The sequence below is a fragment of the Planktothricoides raciborskii GIHE-MW2 genome (assembly GCF_040564635.1).
In the GTDB taxonomy this organism is placed as follows: domain Bacteria; phylum Cyanobacteriota; class Cyanobacteriia; order Cyanobacteriales; family Laspinemataceae; genus Planktothricoides; species Planktothricoides raciborskii.
Window position 1 is genome coordinate 5,652,772 of record NZ_CP159837.1, and the last position, 16,390, is coordinate 5,669,161.

The following is a 16,390-nucleotide window of genomic DNA, read 5'->3' on the forward strand; positions in this document are numbered from 1 at the left end:
ATCAGCTACTAAAATAAAAGAAAGATTTTGGCCAATAAAATCATGGAACAGGGCAAGAATAATTTTTGGATCACCCTAGGAATTACTCTGGGTACAGTTTGTTTAGGCACCCTCGCCAGAATTGTCCCAGTTCGGGCACAAATTGCCCCGGATAATAGCCTGCCTACAGAAGTTTCCAGCCCAGATAATCTCAACTTTACCATTAATGGCGGCGCCACCGCAGGCAGCAATTTATTCCATAGCTTTCGGGAATTTTCGATTCCCACCAACGGCCAAGCATTCTTTAACAACGCCACAGATATTGTCAATATATTCAGCCGCATTACGGGCGGGAATATTTCCCAAATTGACGGGTTACTGCGAGCCAATGGAACGGCTAATTTATTTTTAATCAATCCCGCAGGGATTATCTTTGGGGCAAATGCCCAACTAAATATTGGCGGTTCGTTTATCGGGACGACAGCAAGCAGTATTTTATTTGAAAATAAACTATCTTTTGATAGTACCTCTGCCGATACTCCAGCGTTACTCAGTATTAATGTCCCTATTGGGTTACAATTTGGCCAAAATCCGGGCAAGATTGTGAATCAAGCATCGGCAGCTAATAGCGATGGAAATATCACCGGGTTAGAAGTACAACCGGGTGAAAGCTTGGCTTTAATTGGCGGTGATATTACGATTGATTGCGGGGGATTAAATGCCCCTGGTGGTCGCATTGAACTAGGAGGATTAGCCGGTGAAGGAACTATCGGATTAACCGTGAATAACCAGGAAATTCGCCTCAGTTTTCCAGAGAATAGTTCACTGGCTAATATTAATTTAGCCAACGATAGCAGAGTCGCGGTGCGGGGACAAGGGGGCGGAGAAATTACCGTCAATGCGAATAATTTGACTGCTACAGGTGGGGGGCGTTTGACCGCCGGAACTGAAGGGGCTGGGGATGCCGGAAATATTATTGTCAATGCCAATAATATTAATTTATCCGGGGTAGGAAATAGCGAATCATCCAGTGGTTTCTACAACAGTGCCTTACCGGAAAGCTCTGGGAATGCGGGTAAGATTATTGTTAATAGTAACTCCCTGTCACTCACTGATGAGGCGGAAATCCGTTCGGATACTTTTGGGGCGGGCACCTCTAGTGAAATTCAGATTAATACTGACTCATTTTTGCTGTCTAATGGGGCAACCGTATTATCGTCAAGTTCAAGCTCAGGAAACGTGGGCAATATTTCAGTCCAAGCTACAGATTTGGTTTCCTTACTGAATGCCAGTATTACTACCAGCCCATCAAGTGAAGCAACAGGCAATGCTGGTAATATTGAGATTCAAGCAAATAATATTTCAATCGATCGCAGTGATATTACCAGTTTCTCCTCCAAACAAGGTAATGCCGGAAATATATCACTCACCGCTAATGACAGAATTTCTGTGACTGGACAGAATTTTGGGGAGAGTTTGATTTCTACTACTGTGCTTGCTGAAGGAGTCGGGAAAGGTGGCAATATCAATATTTCTGCCAATAATTTTTCAATGGATAGTGGTGGGCTAATTTCAGCCGAAATTTCGGGACAAGGGGATGGAGGGAATATCTCAATTCAGACTGGTGAAAGTGTCAGTTTGTCTGGGGGTCTTATTTCCACTGGTTCTGTTGGGCAAGGGGTAGGATCGGGGGGTGACATTTCTATTGATACGGGTATTCTTTCTTTGACTAATAATAGTAATATTCTCGCCGGTACTTCCGGGCAAGGAGATTCGGGAAATATATCAATTCGCGCTACTGATGAGATTATACTAACGGATGAAAGCAGAATTGCTAGTAGCGTAGGAACGACTGGTAATGGGAATGGTGGTGATATTTCTATTAATACTGGTTCTCTGTCTTTAACAAATCAGTCTTCTTTGTTTGCTCCCACCTTTGGTAATGGAAATGCCGGGAATATCTCAATTCGCGCTAGTGATAAAATTACACTCACCGATGAAAGCAAGATTGCTAGTAGTGTGGGAACGACGGGTAATGGTAAGGGAGGTGATATTCAGATTAATACTGGTTCTCTGTCTTTGACAAACTCTTTCTTATCCGCTGATACTTTCGGGCAAGGAAATGCGGGGAATATATCGATTTATGCTACTGATGAGATTACACTGACGGATAGCAGAATGTACAGCAGTGTGGCTCCGACAACAGTGGGAAATGGTGGCAAAATTGCGATTAAAACAGGTTATTTTTATTTACAAAACTCTTTCTTATCCGCTGATACTTTCGGGCAAGGAAATGCGGGGAATATATCGATTGAGGCGAATGATGCGGTGGCGATCGCGAATAGTCAGATTTTCACAAATGTACAAAGCACCGCAATTGGTAATGCTGGCGATATTTCCATTGCAACTGGTTCTCTATCTTTAACTGATGAGAGTGGACTGTTTAGTAATACTAACGCACCAGGAAATGCAGGCAATATATCAATTCGCACTATCGATGGGATGACTCTCACAGAGAGCTACATTTCTAGTGGTGTAGAAAACACAGCAATTGGTAATGGTGGCGATATTTCCATTGAAACTGCTTCTCTATCTTTAACTGATAGCAGTGGATTGTTTAGTAATACTAACGCACAAGGAAATGCAGGCAATATATCAATTAACGCTACCGAGGGGATTACAATCACGAATAGCGGTATTTCTAGCGATGTGGGAAATACCGGGAATGGTAAGGGAGGTGAGATTCAGATTCAATCTGCATTTTTAAATATGAGCAATTTAGGTTTTATTTTTGCCGGAACCGCAGGGCAAGGAGATAGCGGAAATATCTCGGTTGAGGTTCAGCATGGGATTTTATTAGATAATACCAGTTTAATTAATACTTCCATATCTCCTGAAGGAGTGGGTCAGGGAGGCAATATTGAGCTTTCAGGGCGATCGCTTTTACTCAACAATAGTTCAGCGATTGCCGCGTCGGTTTTGGGAACTGATAATGACATTCCTGGTGGCCAAGGAGCGGGAGGAACCATTCGGATTAATATGACTGATTCGGTCATTTTGTCTGGGGTAAATACGGAAGGCATACCTAGCGATATTGTCACTGGAACTGCACAAGGTGCGACGGGTCGAGGGGGTGATATTTTGATTAATACTTCACAGCTACAACTCCTCGATGGTGCGGTCATCACTGCGGAAACGCAAAACAATAGTGATGGTGGAAATATTACGGTTAACACCAACCGATTGGCAGGTTTTGATGGGGGTAAAATTGCTTCCAGTAGCAGTAGTGGTGGTAATGCAGGCACGATTACTCTCAATGTTGCTGACCAAATCATTTTTTCTGGAATTGACCAGAATTTTGCCGAACGGGAAACAAGATTATTAGCTGAATTGGGCTGGACTGTGGGCTCGGCGGTTGGCAACAGTGGCGTATTTGCTAATACTTCTAAAGCATCTACCGGAAATGGTGGCACAATTAATATTAATACTGGAGAATTATTGCTTTATGACCAAGCTCAAATTACCGTCAGTAGTGATGGCATTGGCCCTGCTGGTAATTTAACCATTGCGGCGGAATCTTTACGTTTAGACCGTGCGGTGCTGAGTGCGGAAACTGCCGCAGGAAATCAAGGCAATATCTGGCTCAATTCCAGAGAGGTATTTCTCAAGAATAATAGTCAGATTACGACTAATGCCACAGGAGAGGCAACTGGGGGGAATATTAATATTAATACCGGGGTTTTAGCCGCTTTGGAAAATAGTGATATTAGCGCGAATGCTCAACAAGCCCAAGGCGGTCGGGTGATTATCGATGCTGCGGGGATTTTTGGCACTGAGTTTCGCGATTTTTCAACCTTTCAAAGTGATATTACTGCTACTTCTGAACTTGGCCCTCAATTTAGTGGCACCGTAGAAATTAGTACGGAACTTGATGTGACTTCGGGATTAGTTCAAAACCCGGTTTTGCCAGATATTACCGGATTGGTGGCAGGGGGTTGTCGCGACTATCGAGGTAGTAGCTTTATCGTTACAGGACGGGGTGGCAAACCGCCTTCTCCCGATGAACCCTTAATCCCTGAATCTTTGGCGGTGCTTGGTTGGGTGGAGTTGCCGAATAGGGAACAGGGAACAGGGAACAGGGAACAGGCAAGAGGCAATATTCCCCGTTCCCTGATAACCGTTCCCCGTTCCCTTTTTGCAACTGAAGTTGTGGAAGCAACAGGATATGCGATCGGGCAAAATGGTGAGGTGATTTTAACCGCAAATCAGGGGAATTTTAGCCGGTTTCTTCCCATATTTATGCCTCCAGTTTGTCCGGTGGGCAATCAATAAGTTGGCAGCGGTAGGGTGCTGCCTTCGGAACGAAGTGAAGCGTAACGCACCACTGGGTGTTCGCAGCGGATGTGGCAGCGGATAGGCAACGGATAGGCAACGGATAGGCAACGGATAGGCAGAATTCAGAAACCGGGTTTCTTTTTTGGCGATCGCCGTTAATTTAAAGATGTCACCCCAGAAACCCGGTTTCTTGTGTTGGGCAATGGATAGGCAACGGATTAGCGTGGAGATAATTATGCTGAAAATTCTGAAAAATACACAGGTTATTTTAAAAATATTCGCGGCTGGTTTGATCATGGGGTTGCCTTTATTTACTGAATTAGGCAAACCCGCGATCGCCTCTTTTAATCCAGCAAATTTTAAGCCAGCAAATTTTAATCTAGCAAATGCAAGAAGGGCAAAGCATTCGGATCGTAAATTATCTGTTGTCACCAATAGATGCTTGCCCGAATGCTTCGCCGCTACCAGTCGATCTCCTGATTTGCTAACAGAAGGCAAGGCATTTTATCAAGCGGGGCAGTTTGCTGATGCCGTGAGAGTTTTAGCTGAAGCTGCGGAAATTTATGCCAGTGAAGGAGATGTCTTCAAACAGGCCGTAACCCTCAGCAATATATCTTTAGCTTATCAGCAGCTTGGACAATGGGAACTGGCGAATTTAGCCATTGCTCAGAGTTTAGATATTTTAGCACAGTTTGAAGCAAAAAATCAAGAATTTTCCAGGATTAAAGCCCAAGTTTTGGAGATTTATGGAGCGCAGCAGTTACAACAAGGCAACCCGGAAACAGCCCTGAGTATTTGGCAAGAGTCAGAGAAAATATATAGCCAAATTGGGGATGAACTTGGCCAAATTCGCAGCCAAATTAATCAAGCCCAAGCCCAACAATCTCTAGGGCTTTATCGGCAATCTCTAAATACTTTAGCCCAGGTAAAAGCTACCCTGGAAAATCAACCGGATACTCTGGTTAAAGCGGTTGCCCTGCGATCGCTCGGTGAAACTCTGCGGGTGTTGGGAGATTTGCCAGAGGCGCAAAAATGCTTAGAAGAAAGTTTAAAAATTGCTCGACAATTCCGGTCGGCTACGGATATGGAAGCGGCGTTACTGAATTTAGGAAATACTGCCCGGTTTTTGTCTCTGAGGCTGGAAGATTTAGCCGCCAGAAAAGTTGCCGCATCAAGCGCCGAAATAAATCAACTTAAAGAACAAGCAGCACAGGAAATAGCCATAGCCTTGAATGCTTATCAAGAAGTGGCGAAAAGCAGCGATTCAGCGAATCGGCGAATGCAGGCACAACTGAATATATTACAGCTTTTCATCGAAACTAATCAAGTAAATTTGGCTGAAACGCTGGCTGAGGAGATTCAGGAAAGTATTAATGATTTAAGCCCCTCCCGTGAGTCGGTTTATGCCTATATTAATTATAGTCAAAGTTTAGCAAAATTAAGTCAAAAACAAAATCAAAATAGCCCGCGAGAAATTTTCCGGGCTAAGTTGCTGGCAACGGCTACACAAATGGCCAGAGATTTACAAGATAAACGGGCTGAATCATTAGCTTTGGGTAATTTAGGCAAGTTATATGAAACAGGGAAACAATGGGCGGATGCGAAATCAATTACGGAACAAGCTTTAATGCTGGCGCAAGTGACGAATTCCCCAGAAATTATCTATCAGTGGCAATGGCAGTTAGGACGAATTTTAAAGGGTAAAAATGAACGGGAAGGCGCGATCGCCGCTTATGGGGAAGCGGTGAATACTTTGCAAGGGTTACGCCGAGATTTAGTCGCCCTTAATCAAGATGATCAGTTTTCTTTCCGCGATCGCGTGGAGTTAGTTTATCGAGAATTTGTCGATTTATTACTATCAGAAACAACGCCGAGTCAGAAGCCGAGTCAAAAAAATATGCAAACAGCCCGCCAGACTATTGAAGGGTTACAGTTAGCAGAGTTAGATAATTTTTTCCGGGATGCTTGTTTGGATGCCCAACCGAAGCAAATCGATCAAATTGACCCCAAGGCGGCAGTAATTTATCCAATTATTTTGCCCGATCGCCTAGAAATTATTCTCTCTTTACCGGATCAAACCCTACGTCACCACAGCCAGAAAATTTCTCAAGCCCAAATTGAAAGAATGCTGGATTATTTCCAGGATGATGTTTCTAATCGGCGGAAAATTAATAGCGATCTCTTCTTAGCCGATGCCCAAAAACTCTATGATTGGTTAATTCGCCCCTTTGCCAACGATCTAGAAACCAACCATATTGAAACTTTAGTATTTGTCCTCGATAGCGGGTTGCGGAATATCCCGATGGCGGTGCTCCACGATGGAGAAAAATATCTGATTGAAAAATATGCGATCGCCCTCACTCCCGGTTTACAAATGTTGCGTTCCCAAGGGTTACAAACCCGAAAACTTCAAGCCTTAACTGCCGGACTCAGTGCAGCGAGAGAGGGATTTTCGGCTTTAGAGAATGTCGAGGCCGAAATCCAAGAAATTAATCGAAAATTACCGGCACAATCTTTGTTAAATGAACAATTTACCAAAACCCAGCTAAAAACTCTGATTGATTTGGTGCCATTTCCGGTGGTACATATTGCCACTCATGGACAGTTTGGTTCCGTGGCAGAAGACACATTTATTCTCACCTGGAATGAGCAAATTAATAGTAAAGAATTAGGCAATATCTTGCAACCCACAGACCCGACCGCTAGAGGTGCGATCGAATTACTGGTACTGAGTGCTTGCGAAACCGCCACGGGCGATCGCCGCGCTGGGTTAGGATTGGCAGGAGTAGCAGTCCGGTCAGAAGCCCGCAGTACCGTTGCGACCTTATGGCAAGTCAACGATCAATCTTCTGCGGCTTTGATGATGCGCTTTTACCAGGAACTCGCCCAAGGCAATGTCAGCAAAGGCGAAGCTTTGCGGCGAGCCCAAGTGAGTATTTTGCGCGATTCCCTGCGGGATAGCCCCGCTTCACGCACCACCGGCAATCGTCCTGAATACGCCCATCCCTATTTTTGGGCTGCTTATGTACTGGTTGGTAATTGGTTATAATTGCCTCAACTGTTTCAACTGTGTACCGAGCAAGGCAGAATTAAAGATGGGAACGTCTGCGAGAAATGATTGATGAACCAACAATATAAAGCCTTGCGCGAAAAACTCACACAGCTAACCGAACGAAAGCCCGGATTAGGGGCAAGAATGGCTCAAGCTGCCATTGAACTCAAAGATGCTGGAGTCCCTCCGGCAGAACTGCTATTAGAACAGTTAAGCGCCTATCGCCAAGAGTTTGCGGCTTTGCGAGATCAAGCCAGGGAATTGGCTAAATCTTTGCCGAAACCACCGATGCCACCGCAAATCACCTCCCTGAAAGATATTGAGAATATCTTAGAAGCGTTGGAGGCTTCAGGGGCGCCATCGGTGGGCGAGCGGGAAACGGCGTTAAAAATTCTTGACCAAGTATTAGCGATCGCTCATAGTGACGATCCTAAGTTTCCCCCCTTGGAAGACGCCAAAGCCAAAGCCAGAGAACTGCGGCGGCTAATTGCCCAAGCGCCCGCTGATGCTTTACCGCAACCCGTACAGACTTTGAACTCAGGAGATCATCCGTTTGCTGGGTTGCTAACCTTAATTAACCCACCGTCAGGTTTAAGCGACGATCGCTGGGGAATTTTAGTGGAAATCGTGACTCGTGCATTCAGCAAATCCCTGACAGTGGCAGCGGCACGAGGAAAATTAACTATAGACATGACCATTCCCTCGGTGTCAACGGTGGCGAATCAGTCAACCACTGCCACTCCTGCACCCCCGGCGCCATCAAAGCAAAACTTTCCCGAAGTGCTGATTCTTTCCGAAGCGGGAACCGTGGGCAATGCGCCTCAGCCGGAAGAGTCCGTGTTAAAACCACCCATAACACAGATCAATTCCCCGGATGTGATTATTTTGCCCAGTTATGAAGAACCGCCAAAGCAACCGGGGACAAGCCAACCGGCAAAAGTGGCAGAACCTTTGGTCTTTGGGTCGATGCCTTTATCCGAGCAAAAGAACCCTAGCCCACCCACTGTCGGCGAGTCTCAAGGATTAAAAGTCCTGGTTCACATAGAACGGTTGGGCGATCGCCTATTTGGTCACGATGAATTTGCCGGAACCCGGGGCAAAGCACTGCGGATCGAAGGGTTTGCCATTAATATTGAACCGCCCATTCCTGGTTTAAGTTTGGAATACATGGGGCACCTGGAAGGGATTGGGGATACTCCTTGGACGCCCCAAGGTCAATTTTTAGGGACTCGTGGCAGCGGAAAACGCATGGAAGGTTTTGCCATCCGACTAACTGGAGAAAAAGCCCATCAATATAATGTCTATTATGTCGCCCATATTCAGAATATTGGTGATTCTTCAGTCTGTTTCAACGGTGATTACTGTGGGACAAGGGGGCAAGGATTAAGAATTGAAGGCATGAAAGTTTGGCTTCAGAAAAAACCCTAGAAAAAACCCTAATTTTTTCGGTAATATCTGAGGTAATTCAAGGGTTTTTGCTGTTGCTAATTCACCACTTCAGACCGAAAATACAAGGATAGATTACCCTCTGTGTTATCTGTCTGAAGTGGGGTGAAAATTACCGGGTAAAATTTTCACCCATCACTCCTCCCTTGCCCAATCAAAATCCCAGACAAGGGATTTAAGAAATATCTCATCATTGCTATTCTAAAGAAATTATCTGCTAGATAAAACTAACCACCCCATTTAATCGGAATGGAACCAGGGAGGCCAGCTTTGACTGATAATAACAATGTAATCTCTCCCCTTCCGACAACCATTTCGCGGAGAGAAATACGGGATTTAGTGCGATCGCAGCTAAAGGCGCTTTTAGATGTCAATGACCTCAAAGGTGCTAAAGCGATTTTGGTGCCAGTACAGCCCGCTGATGTGGCGGAAGCGATCGAAGGATTACCAGAAGCAATGCAGGCGATCGCCTTTCGCTTGCTATCCAAAAATGAAGCCACGGAAGTCTATGAACATCTTGACTCAACCGTGCAGCAAAATCTGCTCGAAGATTTCCGGCGCCAGGAAGTCCTCGACATTGTAGAAAATATGTCCCCGGATGACCGCGCTCGTCTATTTGATGAGTTACCCGCCAAAGTCGTTCGGCGTCTGCGAGCCCAACTGTCCCCAGCGGAATGGCAAGTCACTGCCCTGCTATTAGGTTATGAAGCGGGGAGAGCAGGGCGGATCATGACTCCAGAGTATCTGTCCATCAAAGAACAGCTTACCGTTGGTCAAGCCCTAGAGCGCATCCGCAAATTCGCACCCGTGGCCGAGGTTGTTTATTATTTATATGTCACCGATAACGCCCGTCGGTTAACCGGCATCGTGTCCCTCAGAGATTTGGTTATCTCTGACCCCGCAGAATATATCAGCGAAATCATGGCTCGTGATATGGTCTTTGTTCACACGGACACCGATCAAGAGGAAGTAGCCCGGATGATTCAGCGTTATGACTTTTTGGCAGTGCCGGTGGTGGATAGCGAGCAACGTCTGGTGGGAGTAATCACCGTGGACGACGTGATCGATATCCTGGAACAGGAAACCACAGAAGATATTTATGCGTTAGGTGGGGTGCAATCCGACGGAGATAATTATTTTCAAACCAATTTACTCACCGTAGCCCGTCGTCGCGTAGTCTGGTTATTTGTATTGCTCCTCACCAATACAGTCACCGGGAGCATTATTAACTCCCAAAGAGAACTCCTGCAAGAGGTGGTGGTGCTGGCAGCGTTTATTCCTTTGCTGACCGGAACCGGGGGCAATGTAGGCGCTCAATCTTCTACGGTGGTGATTCGGGGTTTAAATACCGATACCATTAGAATGATGGGGCCGCTTCAGGTGATTGGGCGAGAAGCTTTAGCCGGTGCTTTGTTGGGCTTAATTTTAGGCAGCATAACAACGGTTTGGGCTTATTTCTTGCAAAATAATTTGCCTGTGGCGATCGCCGTAGGAACTAGCTTAATTGCCATTTCGGTTTTAGCTTCCGTGTCTGGTTCGGCCTTGCCATTTTTGTTTCGGTCAGTAGGTTTAGATCCTGCCTTGATGTCGGCTCCTTTTATCACCACGGCGGTTGATGTATTAGGCGTTTTAATTTACTTTAATTTGGCACGACTCATTTTAGGATTATAAAATCTCACTGTTTCTGCAAAATATGTGAGAATTTGGAGATACTCAATGTTAAATAATCGTAATTGGCTGGAAAGTGCAGAATATGTCTCTTTAATTGGTTCAGTAATCGGCTCAATTGTGGCCATTTTTTCTGGGAATGCAATTTATGCCACGGTTCCTTTATGTTTTTCGCTAATTTTTAATACGATTAATCGCTCTCGCTTTGAGGTGGGAGTCCGACGCAATAGCATCAGTATTAATCGAATCCAGCGACAAGTCAAAGAAGAACTCTCGTTGTCCCTAGAGCAGCGATCGCCTTCTCCAGGAGCGAACGCCATGCCCTCTTCTTTGGGTCAAAAGTTGCTCGATCAAGCTCGTAGACAAAAAGCAACCGCGACTGGAGAAAATTCTACTCCGAGCGTTCAAAATGATCCGCAGATTCAGAAACAAATCGAAGAATTAAAAGAGCAATATGCTAATTTGCTCGAATCAATTAATCGTGTGATTAATTATTTAAATTCTAATGGTTTAGTAGGGCGAGTGGAGCGATTAGAGCAGGCGATCGCCGAACGGATGATTAAATCACCCAGTCCCATGACTTCTGATAGTTCACGAGCAGCCCCAGCAACCCCCTCGGCAGCCCCAGCAACCCCCTCGGCAGCCCCAGCAACCCAGACCGCCAAAACTGGAGAACACAAGCCTCCTGACTCTAATATTCCGCCGCCCGATCAACCTCAAAAAAGTAACGAGACAGCCTCGAAGACCAGACAACAGAATAATTCTCCCGTGTTGCCCAAATTTCTTAGCCCCGAAACAACCCCCATGCCGCAAACTTGGAAATATATTCAGTCCTTGTCCGGTCATTTAGACTGGGTAAAGTCGATCGCCATTAGTCCCGCTTCCACGCAATTAGTCAGCGGCAGTCTTGACAGCAAAATTAAGCTGTGGAATTTAGTTACCGGGCAAATAGAAGCAACTCTGGATTATCACGATCGCGGCGTTTTTGCGGTGGCGATCAGTCCTGACGGTACAACCCTGGCGAGTACCAGTTGGGATAAAACTATTAAACTTTGGGAGTTACCCAGCGGCGATTTGATCGATACCCTAACTGGTCATTCTGGATCGGTGCGATCGGCTGTATTTACCCATGATAGCCATACCCTAATCAGTTGTAGTTTTGACGAAACGATTAAACTTTGGGATGTCCGCAAAGGTCAATTAATCAAAACCCTGACGGATTATTCCGCAGCGGTGTATTCTCTGGCACTTCACCCCAATGGCAAAACCCTAGCCACCGGCAGCAGTGACGGCAATATTATCCTCTGGAATTTGGCCACAAATTCAGAAATTGCGATTCTGTCCAGCAGCTTGGATGTGGTGGAGTCCCTCATTATTACCCCCAATGGTCGAACCCTGATTTCCGGCAATGGCGATGGCAGCATTCAACTGTGGCAGCTTAATGAAGCGGAGTTATTGAGCGATCACCCTTCCGTGGCCGTAGCCTCCCTGCAAAATACCCTAACAGTTCATACTGGGGAAGTCACCGCATTGGCGATCGCCCCTGACGGCGAAAGCTTTGCCAGTGCCAGTGCTGATGGCACCGTCAAAATTTGGCACCTAGACACCTTGCAGTTACTCTCCTCTTTGCCTGCGGATTCCGGGGCGGTCATGTCCTTAGCCATCAGCCCCGATGGTAAATTTTTGGCCACTGGTATGGCAGAAGGCTCGATTAAAATTTGGCAACGCGCCTAAAAAATAGACCAGAAAGCTTTCTTGTCTAACAGACAATTCTGGCAAAATTCGTGCAAAGCCGATGGCGGTCGATCCGCCATCGGTTGGGGGGATCGATACGTTATGAAAGCTTTCTTGTCTAATAGGTGGTTTGTAGATTTACACAAGCCTACTTAGAGGAAAATATGGATCTACCATACGCAACAGAAATCCGTATTTTACTCCTTATCAATAATATAAAAAAAATCTAGAATAGAGAGATAATAGAATTCAGTTAAACAACCGGATTTTTTTAGCTAAAAACCCGGTGTGTTCCCATCTCCGTATAGAAAATATAGCACTTGTCAGAGTTATTAAGTCAGGACTTATGCATAAACCCTAAATCTGTAGGGTTGATTCGCTTTATCAACCCTAGATTGATTGATATTAAATAATGCCTAAGTCCTGTAAGTACAAAAAAACCTGTCCCGAACCGCGCCCGCTAGAATCTATAAAACCTCTGTAATCCTGATAATAACCGCTATACGCTATACATTATTAGGGGTTACGAAAATATTTTTTTATCGCTGGTTTACCTGATAAAAAATATGAATGAGTCTCTGAATTTGTCAGAATTATAGCTGCCAGAGACCGATTGATGTGAACTGAATATATTTTTACAAAAAATTAACTAATTTTCAGAGTAATTGATGATTTACAGTATTTTAACACCCAAGAATCTCCCTTTTACCTCCCAGGGAAAAAAAATTAAAATAAAAAAAATTGAAAAAATCAACTATTTATTTTGTGTAATTAATCCTGACGTAAGTTTACAAACAATCAATCAAGCTTGGCACAATACAATATTTTGGGCTGGACGGAAAAAGAATTAGCCGGGCAACCTTGGAGTTACTTAATCCATAAAGATGAGCGATCGGCAATTTTAGCCAAGTTGCAAGAAAATCAAATCAACTCCAAAATCACCTGAGAAACTCGCTATGGTCATAATAATGGATATTATCGGTGGTTATCTTGGCATCTATTCCCCGAATAAAACGAGTTAATTTATGCTTTTGCCAGAGACATTACCGAGGAAAAAAAATCCGTAGTTTCACAGAACATTGGGTAACAAAAATTGAGACCATCGCGCCTGGAAAAATAAATTTGCCGAATTTTTGTGGTGGCGATCGATAAATGGGGGCAATTGGTATATAGTAATACCCCAAACTCAATTGGAGGTTTATTTATTGAGGCAGTTCATCCATGGGATCGCCTAACCACCCAAGAAAAATTAGAGAAATTGCTCAATTCCACGGAACAGAATGCCTTTGCTGGCAAGCCCATTTCCTTTGTCAATCGCTATCTGACTGGTGATGGATCGTACAAATTGCTATCCTGGAAAGCGACTTTTTTAACCAAAAATCAATTAATAGGCTTAGGGTGGGCAAATTGCCCACCCTACTAAGATGATTAAGTTAATCCCAAAAACTGTAAATTGTACAAACTGGCATAAAGTCCATCGAGACTCATCAATTCTTCATGGGTGCCTGACTCCACCAATTCACCCCGCTTGAGTACCAAAATCCGATCCACATTCTTAATCGTGGAAAGTCGGTGAGCAATAATAATCGCCGTGCGATTTTTTAACAGCTTATCCAGGGCTTCTTGAATTAACGCTTCCGTCTTTACATCTAAATTCGCGGTAGCTTCATCTAACACCAGAATTTTCGGATTGCGAATAGCTGAACGCGCAAAGGCTAAAAGCTGCTTTTGACCGCCAGAAAGATTTGTGCCTCGTTCCCGAAGTTCTGTATCATAACTGTGGGGCAAATTTTCAATAAAACTAGCCACATTAGTATCTTCCGCCGCTTGACGAACCGCCTCGATCGCATACTCTTCTCCCAGGGTAATATTACTTTTCACATCCCCGGCAAAGATAAAGCCATCTTGAAGAATCACCCCCACGTGCTGACGTAATTCAGCTTGTTTTAAATCTCTAATATCAATGCCATCAACCAGGATGCGACCTTGGCTAATTTCATAGAGACGACATAATAGTCGGATAATTGAACTTTTCCCGGAACCAGTCGGCCCGACTAAAGCAATTTTTTCCCCCGGTTTGATGGTAAAGCTGATATTTTTGATCGCATATTCATCGGGCTTATACCCAAACCAAACATTCTCAAAGCAAATTTCTCCCAGGTGTGCTTGATCCGCTGAATTTTTATCTTGATTTTTGGCTAATAGATGTTGACCGGCGGATATTTCTGGGTCGCCAATTTCAATGGGTTCATTGAAAATATCCGTGACTCGTTCAATGGAGGTCAGTCCCGCTTGAATGGCGGTGAATTTATCCGCAAACTGCCGTAATGGTTCAAATAGACGCTGACTAAATAGGATGAATTCTGAGAGTTGACCAAAAGCCAAAGTTTTATCCATGACTAACAGACTGCCGAGCCATAAAACCCCGGCGATCGCGACTAAGGCAATCCATTCCAAAGTTGCCGATACTGCGGCATCATAAAAGATGGTTTTATCCATCTCATCTATATACTCTTGATTATTCTTTCTAAACAAATCAGCATTAAAAAATTCTCGGCGAAATATCTGCACAACCCCAATGCCAATAATATTTTCTTGCAGTTTCGCATTCAGATTAGACAGTTCTTCTCTGGCGATATAGTTCGCTTTACGGTATTGCTGTTGAAAATAAATCACCAAAGCCGTAACCGGCAACAACATCATCAACAACATCAGGGCTAATTGCCATTGTCGGGCAAACATGATAATAATAATCACGGCCATCGAAAATAAATCGGTGACAATGCCGATCGCCCCGTTAGAAAAAACCTCTCCTAAAGCTTCCACATCACTGGTTAAACGAGTAATCAGTTTGCCCACCGGAGTTCGATCGAAAAATCTGGTCGCCAAAGAGGTCACATGAACAAATAAATCATTTCTAATATCCGCCGTAATTCTTTGGCCTACTTCTTGGACTAAATATAATTGCACAAATTGCAAAGATAACCGCAAAAAAATCGTCGCCCCTAGTAACAAGGCTAATAAATTTAACCCCTGGCTTAAGCTCAAATTTTTCAGAAAGCTAAAGGTATTGGGTTCATTTTGAATCAATGAAATCGCCTGACCGATGATCACAGGCTGAATGGCACCGGCTATGGACAATGGAATTAATAAGAACATCGAAATCAGCAGAATTCGCCCACTGCGTTGAGCATAAGGCAACAAACGCAAGAATAAACGCCAGTCCGTTTCTCGTTGGCGCTGATGTGTTTGACTGGATTTTGGCGGTGAATAAATCGTCATTTCTTAGATTAAGGGTAATTTTTTGCCCAATAAGTTAGGTTATCTTAGTAGCTTAACAAAACTTAATGGATTATACACTAACGGGAAAAGCCCGGTGGAATTTAAGAAATGCTGCCGATCAATTCTGGGGATAACTTCTATCAGCGATCGGGTAACAGCAGCTTGCTAACTGCTGACCCCAGACCGCTGACAATAGGATAAAATTATACTGCTGCTAAGGTCATCTCCCGTAATTTGGTAACTAAATCATTCATCCCTCCAGTATTAATCCGATAACTCAGAGGATGGGCAATCAATCTGGCGCTACTTTGAAACAATACCTCGATTTCAATTAATCCATTTTCTTGTAACGTCCGCCCCGTAGACACCAAATCCACGATCGCCTCTGACATTCCAGTAATCGGGCCGAGTTCCACTGAACCATACAAAGGGATAATCTCCACGGGCAAATCGAGACGGTGAAAATATTCCCGCGCACAGTGAACAAACTTAGAAGCCACCCGACTATTCGCTGGCAGTTCTAAAGACCGGCGATAAGGGCTGGATTCTTTCACGGCGACGGATAGACGACAAGTGCCAAATCCCAAATCGATCAAATGCGCCACTTTGGGGCTTTTCTCTCGCAGCACATCATAGCCGACAATTCCTAATTGGGCTTGGCCATATTCTACATAGACGGGTACATCATGGGTACGAACTAGCAAAGCTTTCGCGGTTCCGGTGGGATCGGTAATCATTAGTTGCCGGTTGCCGGAGTCGAGAAAAGCACTAAAATCTAAACCCACTGATTTGAGCATCCGAATGCTATCGCGTAACAGAGAACCTTTAGGAAGTGCAACGGTAAGCATAAATTAATTGATGGTTGGTGGTTGTTGGTTGTTGCCCCCCTTTGAG

8 protein-coding genes are annotated in these 16,390 nt (G+C 44.5%); 6 read left to right on the plus strand and 2 right to left on the minus strand.

The features are described 5' to 3' along the window. The first annotated feature begins 27 nt into the window (after positions 1-27). From ABWT76_RS24240 to ABWT76_RS24265, 6 genes are all read left to right on the plus strand, one after another. The gene (locus ABWT76_RS24240; RefSeq protein WP_354635072.1) at positions 28-4,311 is read left to right on the plus strand and encodes a filamentous hemagglutinin N-terminal domain-containing protein; all 4,284 of its coding nucleotides are present in this window, start codon (positions 28-30) and stop codon (positions 4,309-4,311) included. Between the two features lie 238 nt (positions 4,312-4,549). Further along, positions 4,550-7,363, plus strand: a complete 2,814-nt coding sequence (locus ABWT76_RS24245) for a CHAT domain-containing protein (RefSeq protein WP_354635073.1) — start codon at positions 4,550-4,552, stop codon at positions 7,361-7,363. Positions 7,364-7,435: 72 nt separating this feature from the next. Further along, complete coding sequence (locus tag ABWT76_RS24250; protein WP_190879167.1) at positions 7,436-8,794, plus strand: hypothetical protein; 1,359 nt, start codon at positions 7,436-7,438, stop codon at positions 8,792-8,794. A 267-nt stretch (positions 8,795-9,061) separates the two neighbouring features. Beyond that, positions 9,062-10,483 (plus strand): magnesium transporter, encoded by a 1,422-nt coding sequence (mgtE, locus tag ABWT76_RS24255; RefSeq protein ID WP_156331437.1) that lies wholly within the window; start codon positions 9,062-9,064, stop codon positions 10,481-10,483. A gap of 45 nt (positions 10,484-10,528) precedes the next feature. Next, positions 10,529-12,214: a WD40 repeat domain-containing protein gene (locus tag ABWT76_RS24260; RefSeq protein ID WP_054464143.1), complete on the plus strand. Its 1,686-nt coding sequence runs from the start codon at positions 10,529-10,531 to the stop codon at positions 12,212-12,214. 808 nt (positions 12,215-13,022) lie between these two features. Beyond that, positions 13,023-13,160 carry a PAS domain-containing protein gene (locus tag ABWT76_RS24265; protein ID WP_190879164.1) on the plus strand — a complete coding sequence of 46 codons (138 nt, stop codon included), beginning with the start codon at positions 13,023-13,025 and terminating at the stop codon, positions 13,158-13,160. Positions 13,161-13,642: 482 nt separating this feature from the next. On the opposite strand, the gene ABWT76_RS24270 is transcribed toward ABWT76_RS24265, so the two are convergent. Further along, the gene (locus ABWT76_RS24270; RefSeq protein WP_190879162.1) at positions 13,643-15,496 is read right to left on the minus strand and encodes an ABC transporter ATP-binding protein; all 1,854 of its coding nucleotides are present in this window, start codon (positions 15,494-15,496) and stop codon (positions 13,643-13,645) included. Between the two features lie 203 nt (positions 15,497-15,699). Then, positions 15,700-16,344: an ATP phosphoribosyltransferase gene (hisG, locus tag ABWT76_RS24275; protein WP_054464140.1), complete on the minus strand. Its 645-nt coding sequence runs from the start codon at positions 16,342-16,344 to the stop codon at positions 15,700-15,702. Positions 16,345-16,390 lie beyond the last annotated feature (46 nt).

Excerpts from the sequence above, each read along its gene's own strand:
- ABWT76_RS24245 (WP_354635073.1), top strand. The coding sequence starts at position 4,550 with ATGCTGAAAATTCTGAAAAATACACAGGTTATTTTAAAAATATTCGCG.
- ABWT76_RS24250 (WP_190879167.1), top strand. The coding sequence starts at position 7,436 with ATGAACCAACAATATAAAGCCTTGCGCGAAAAACTCACACAGCTAACC.
- mgtE (WP_156331437.1), top strand. The coding sequence starts at position 9,062 with ATGGAACCAGGGAGGCCAGCTTTGACTGATAATAACAATGTAATCTCT.
- ABWT76_RS24260 (WP_054464143.1), top strand. The coding sequence starts at position 10,529 with ATGTTAAATAATCGTAATTGGCTGGAAAGTGCAGAATATGTCTCTTTA.
- ABWT76_RS24270 (WP_190879162.1), bottom strand. The coding sequence starts at position 15,496 with ATGACGATTTATTCACCGCCAAAATCCAGTCAAACACATCAGCGCCAA.
- hisG (WP_054464140.1), bottom strand. The coding sequence starts at position 16,344 with ATGCTTACCGTTGCACTTCCTAAAGGTTCTCTGTTACGCGATAGCATT.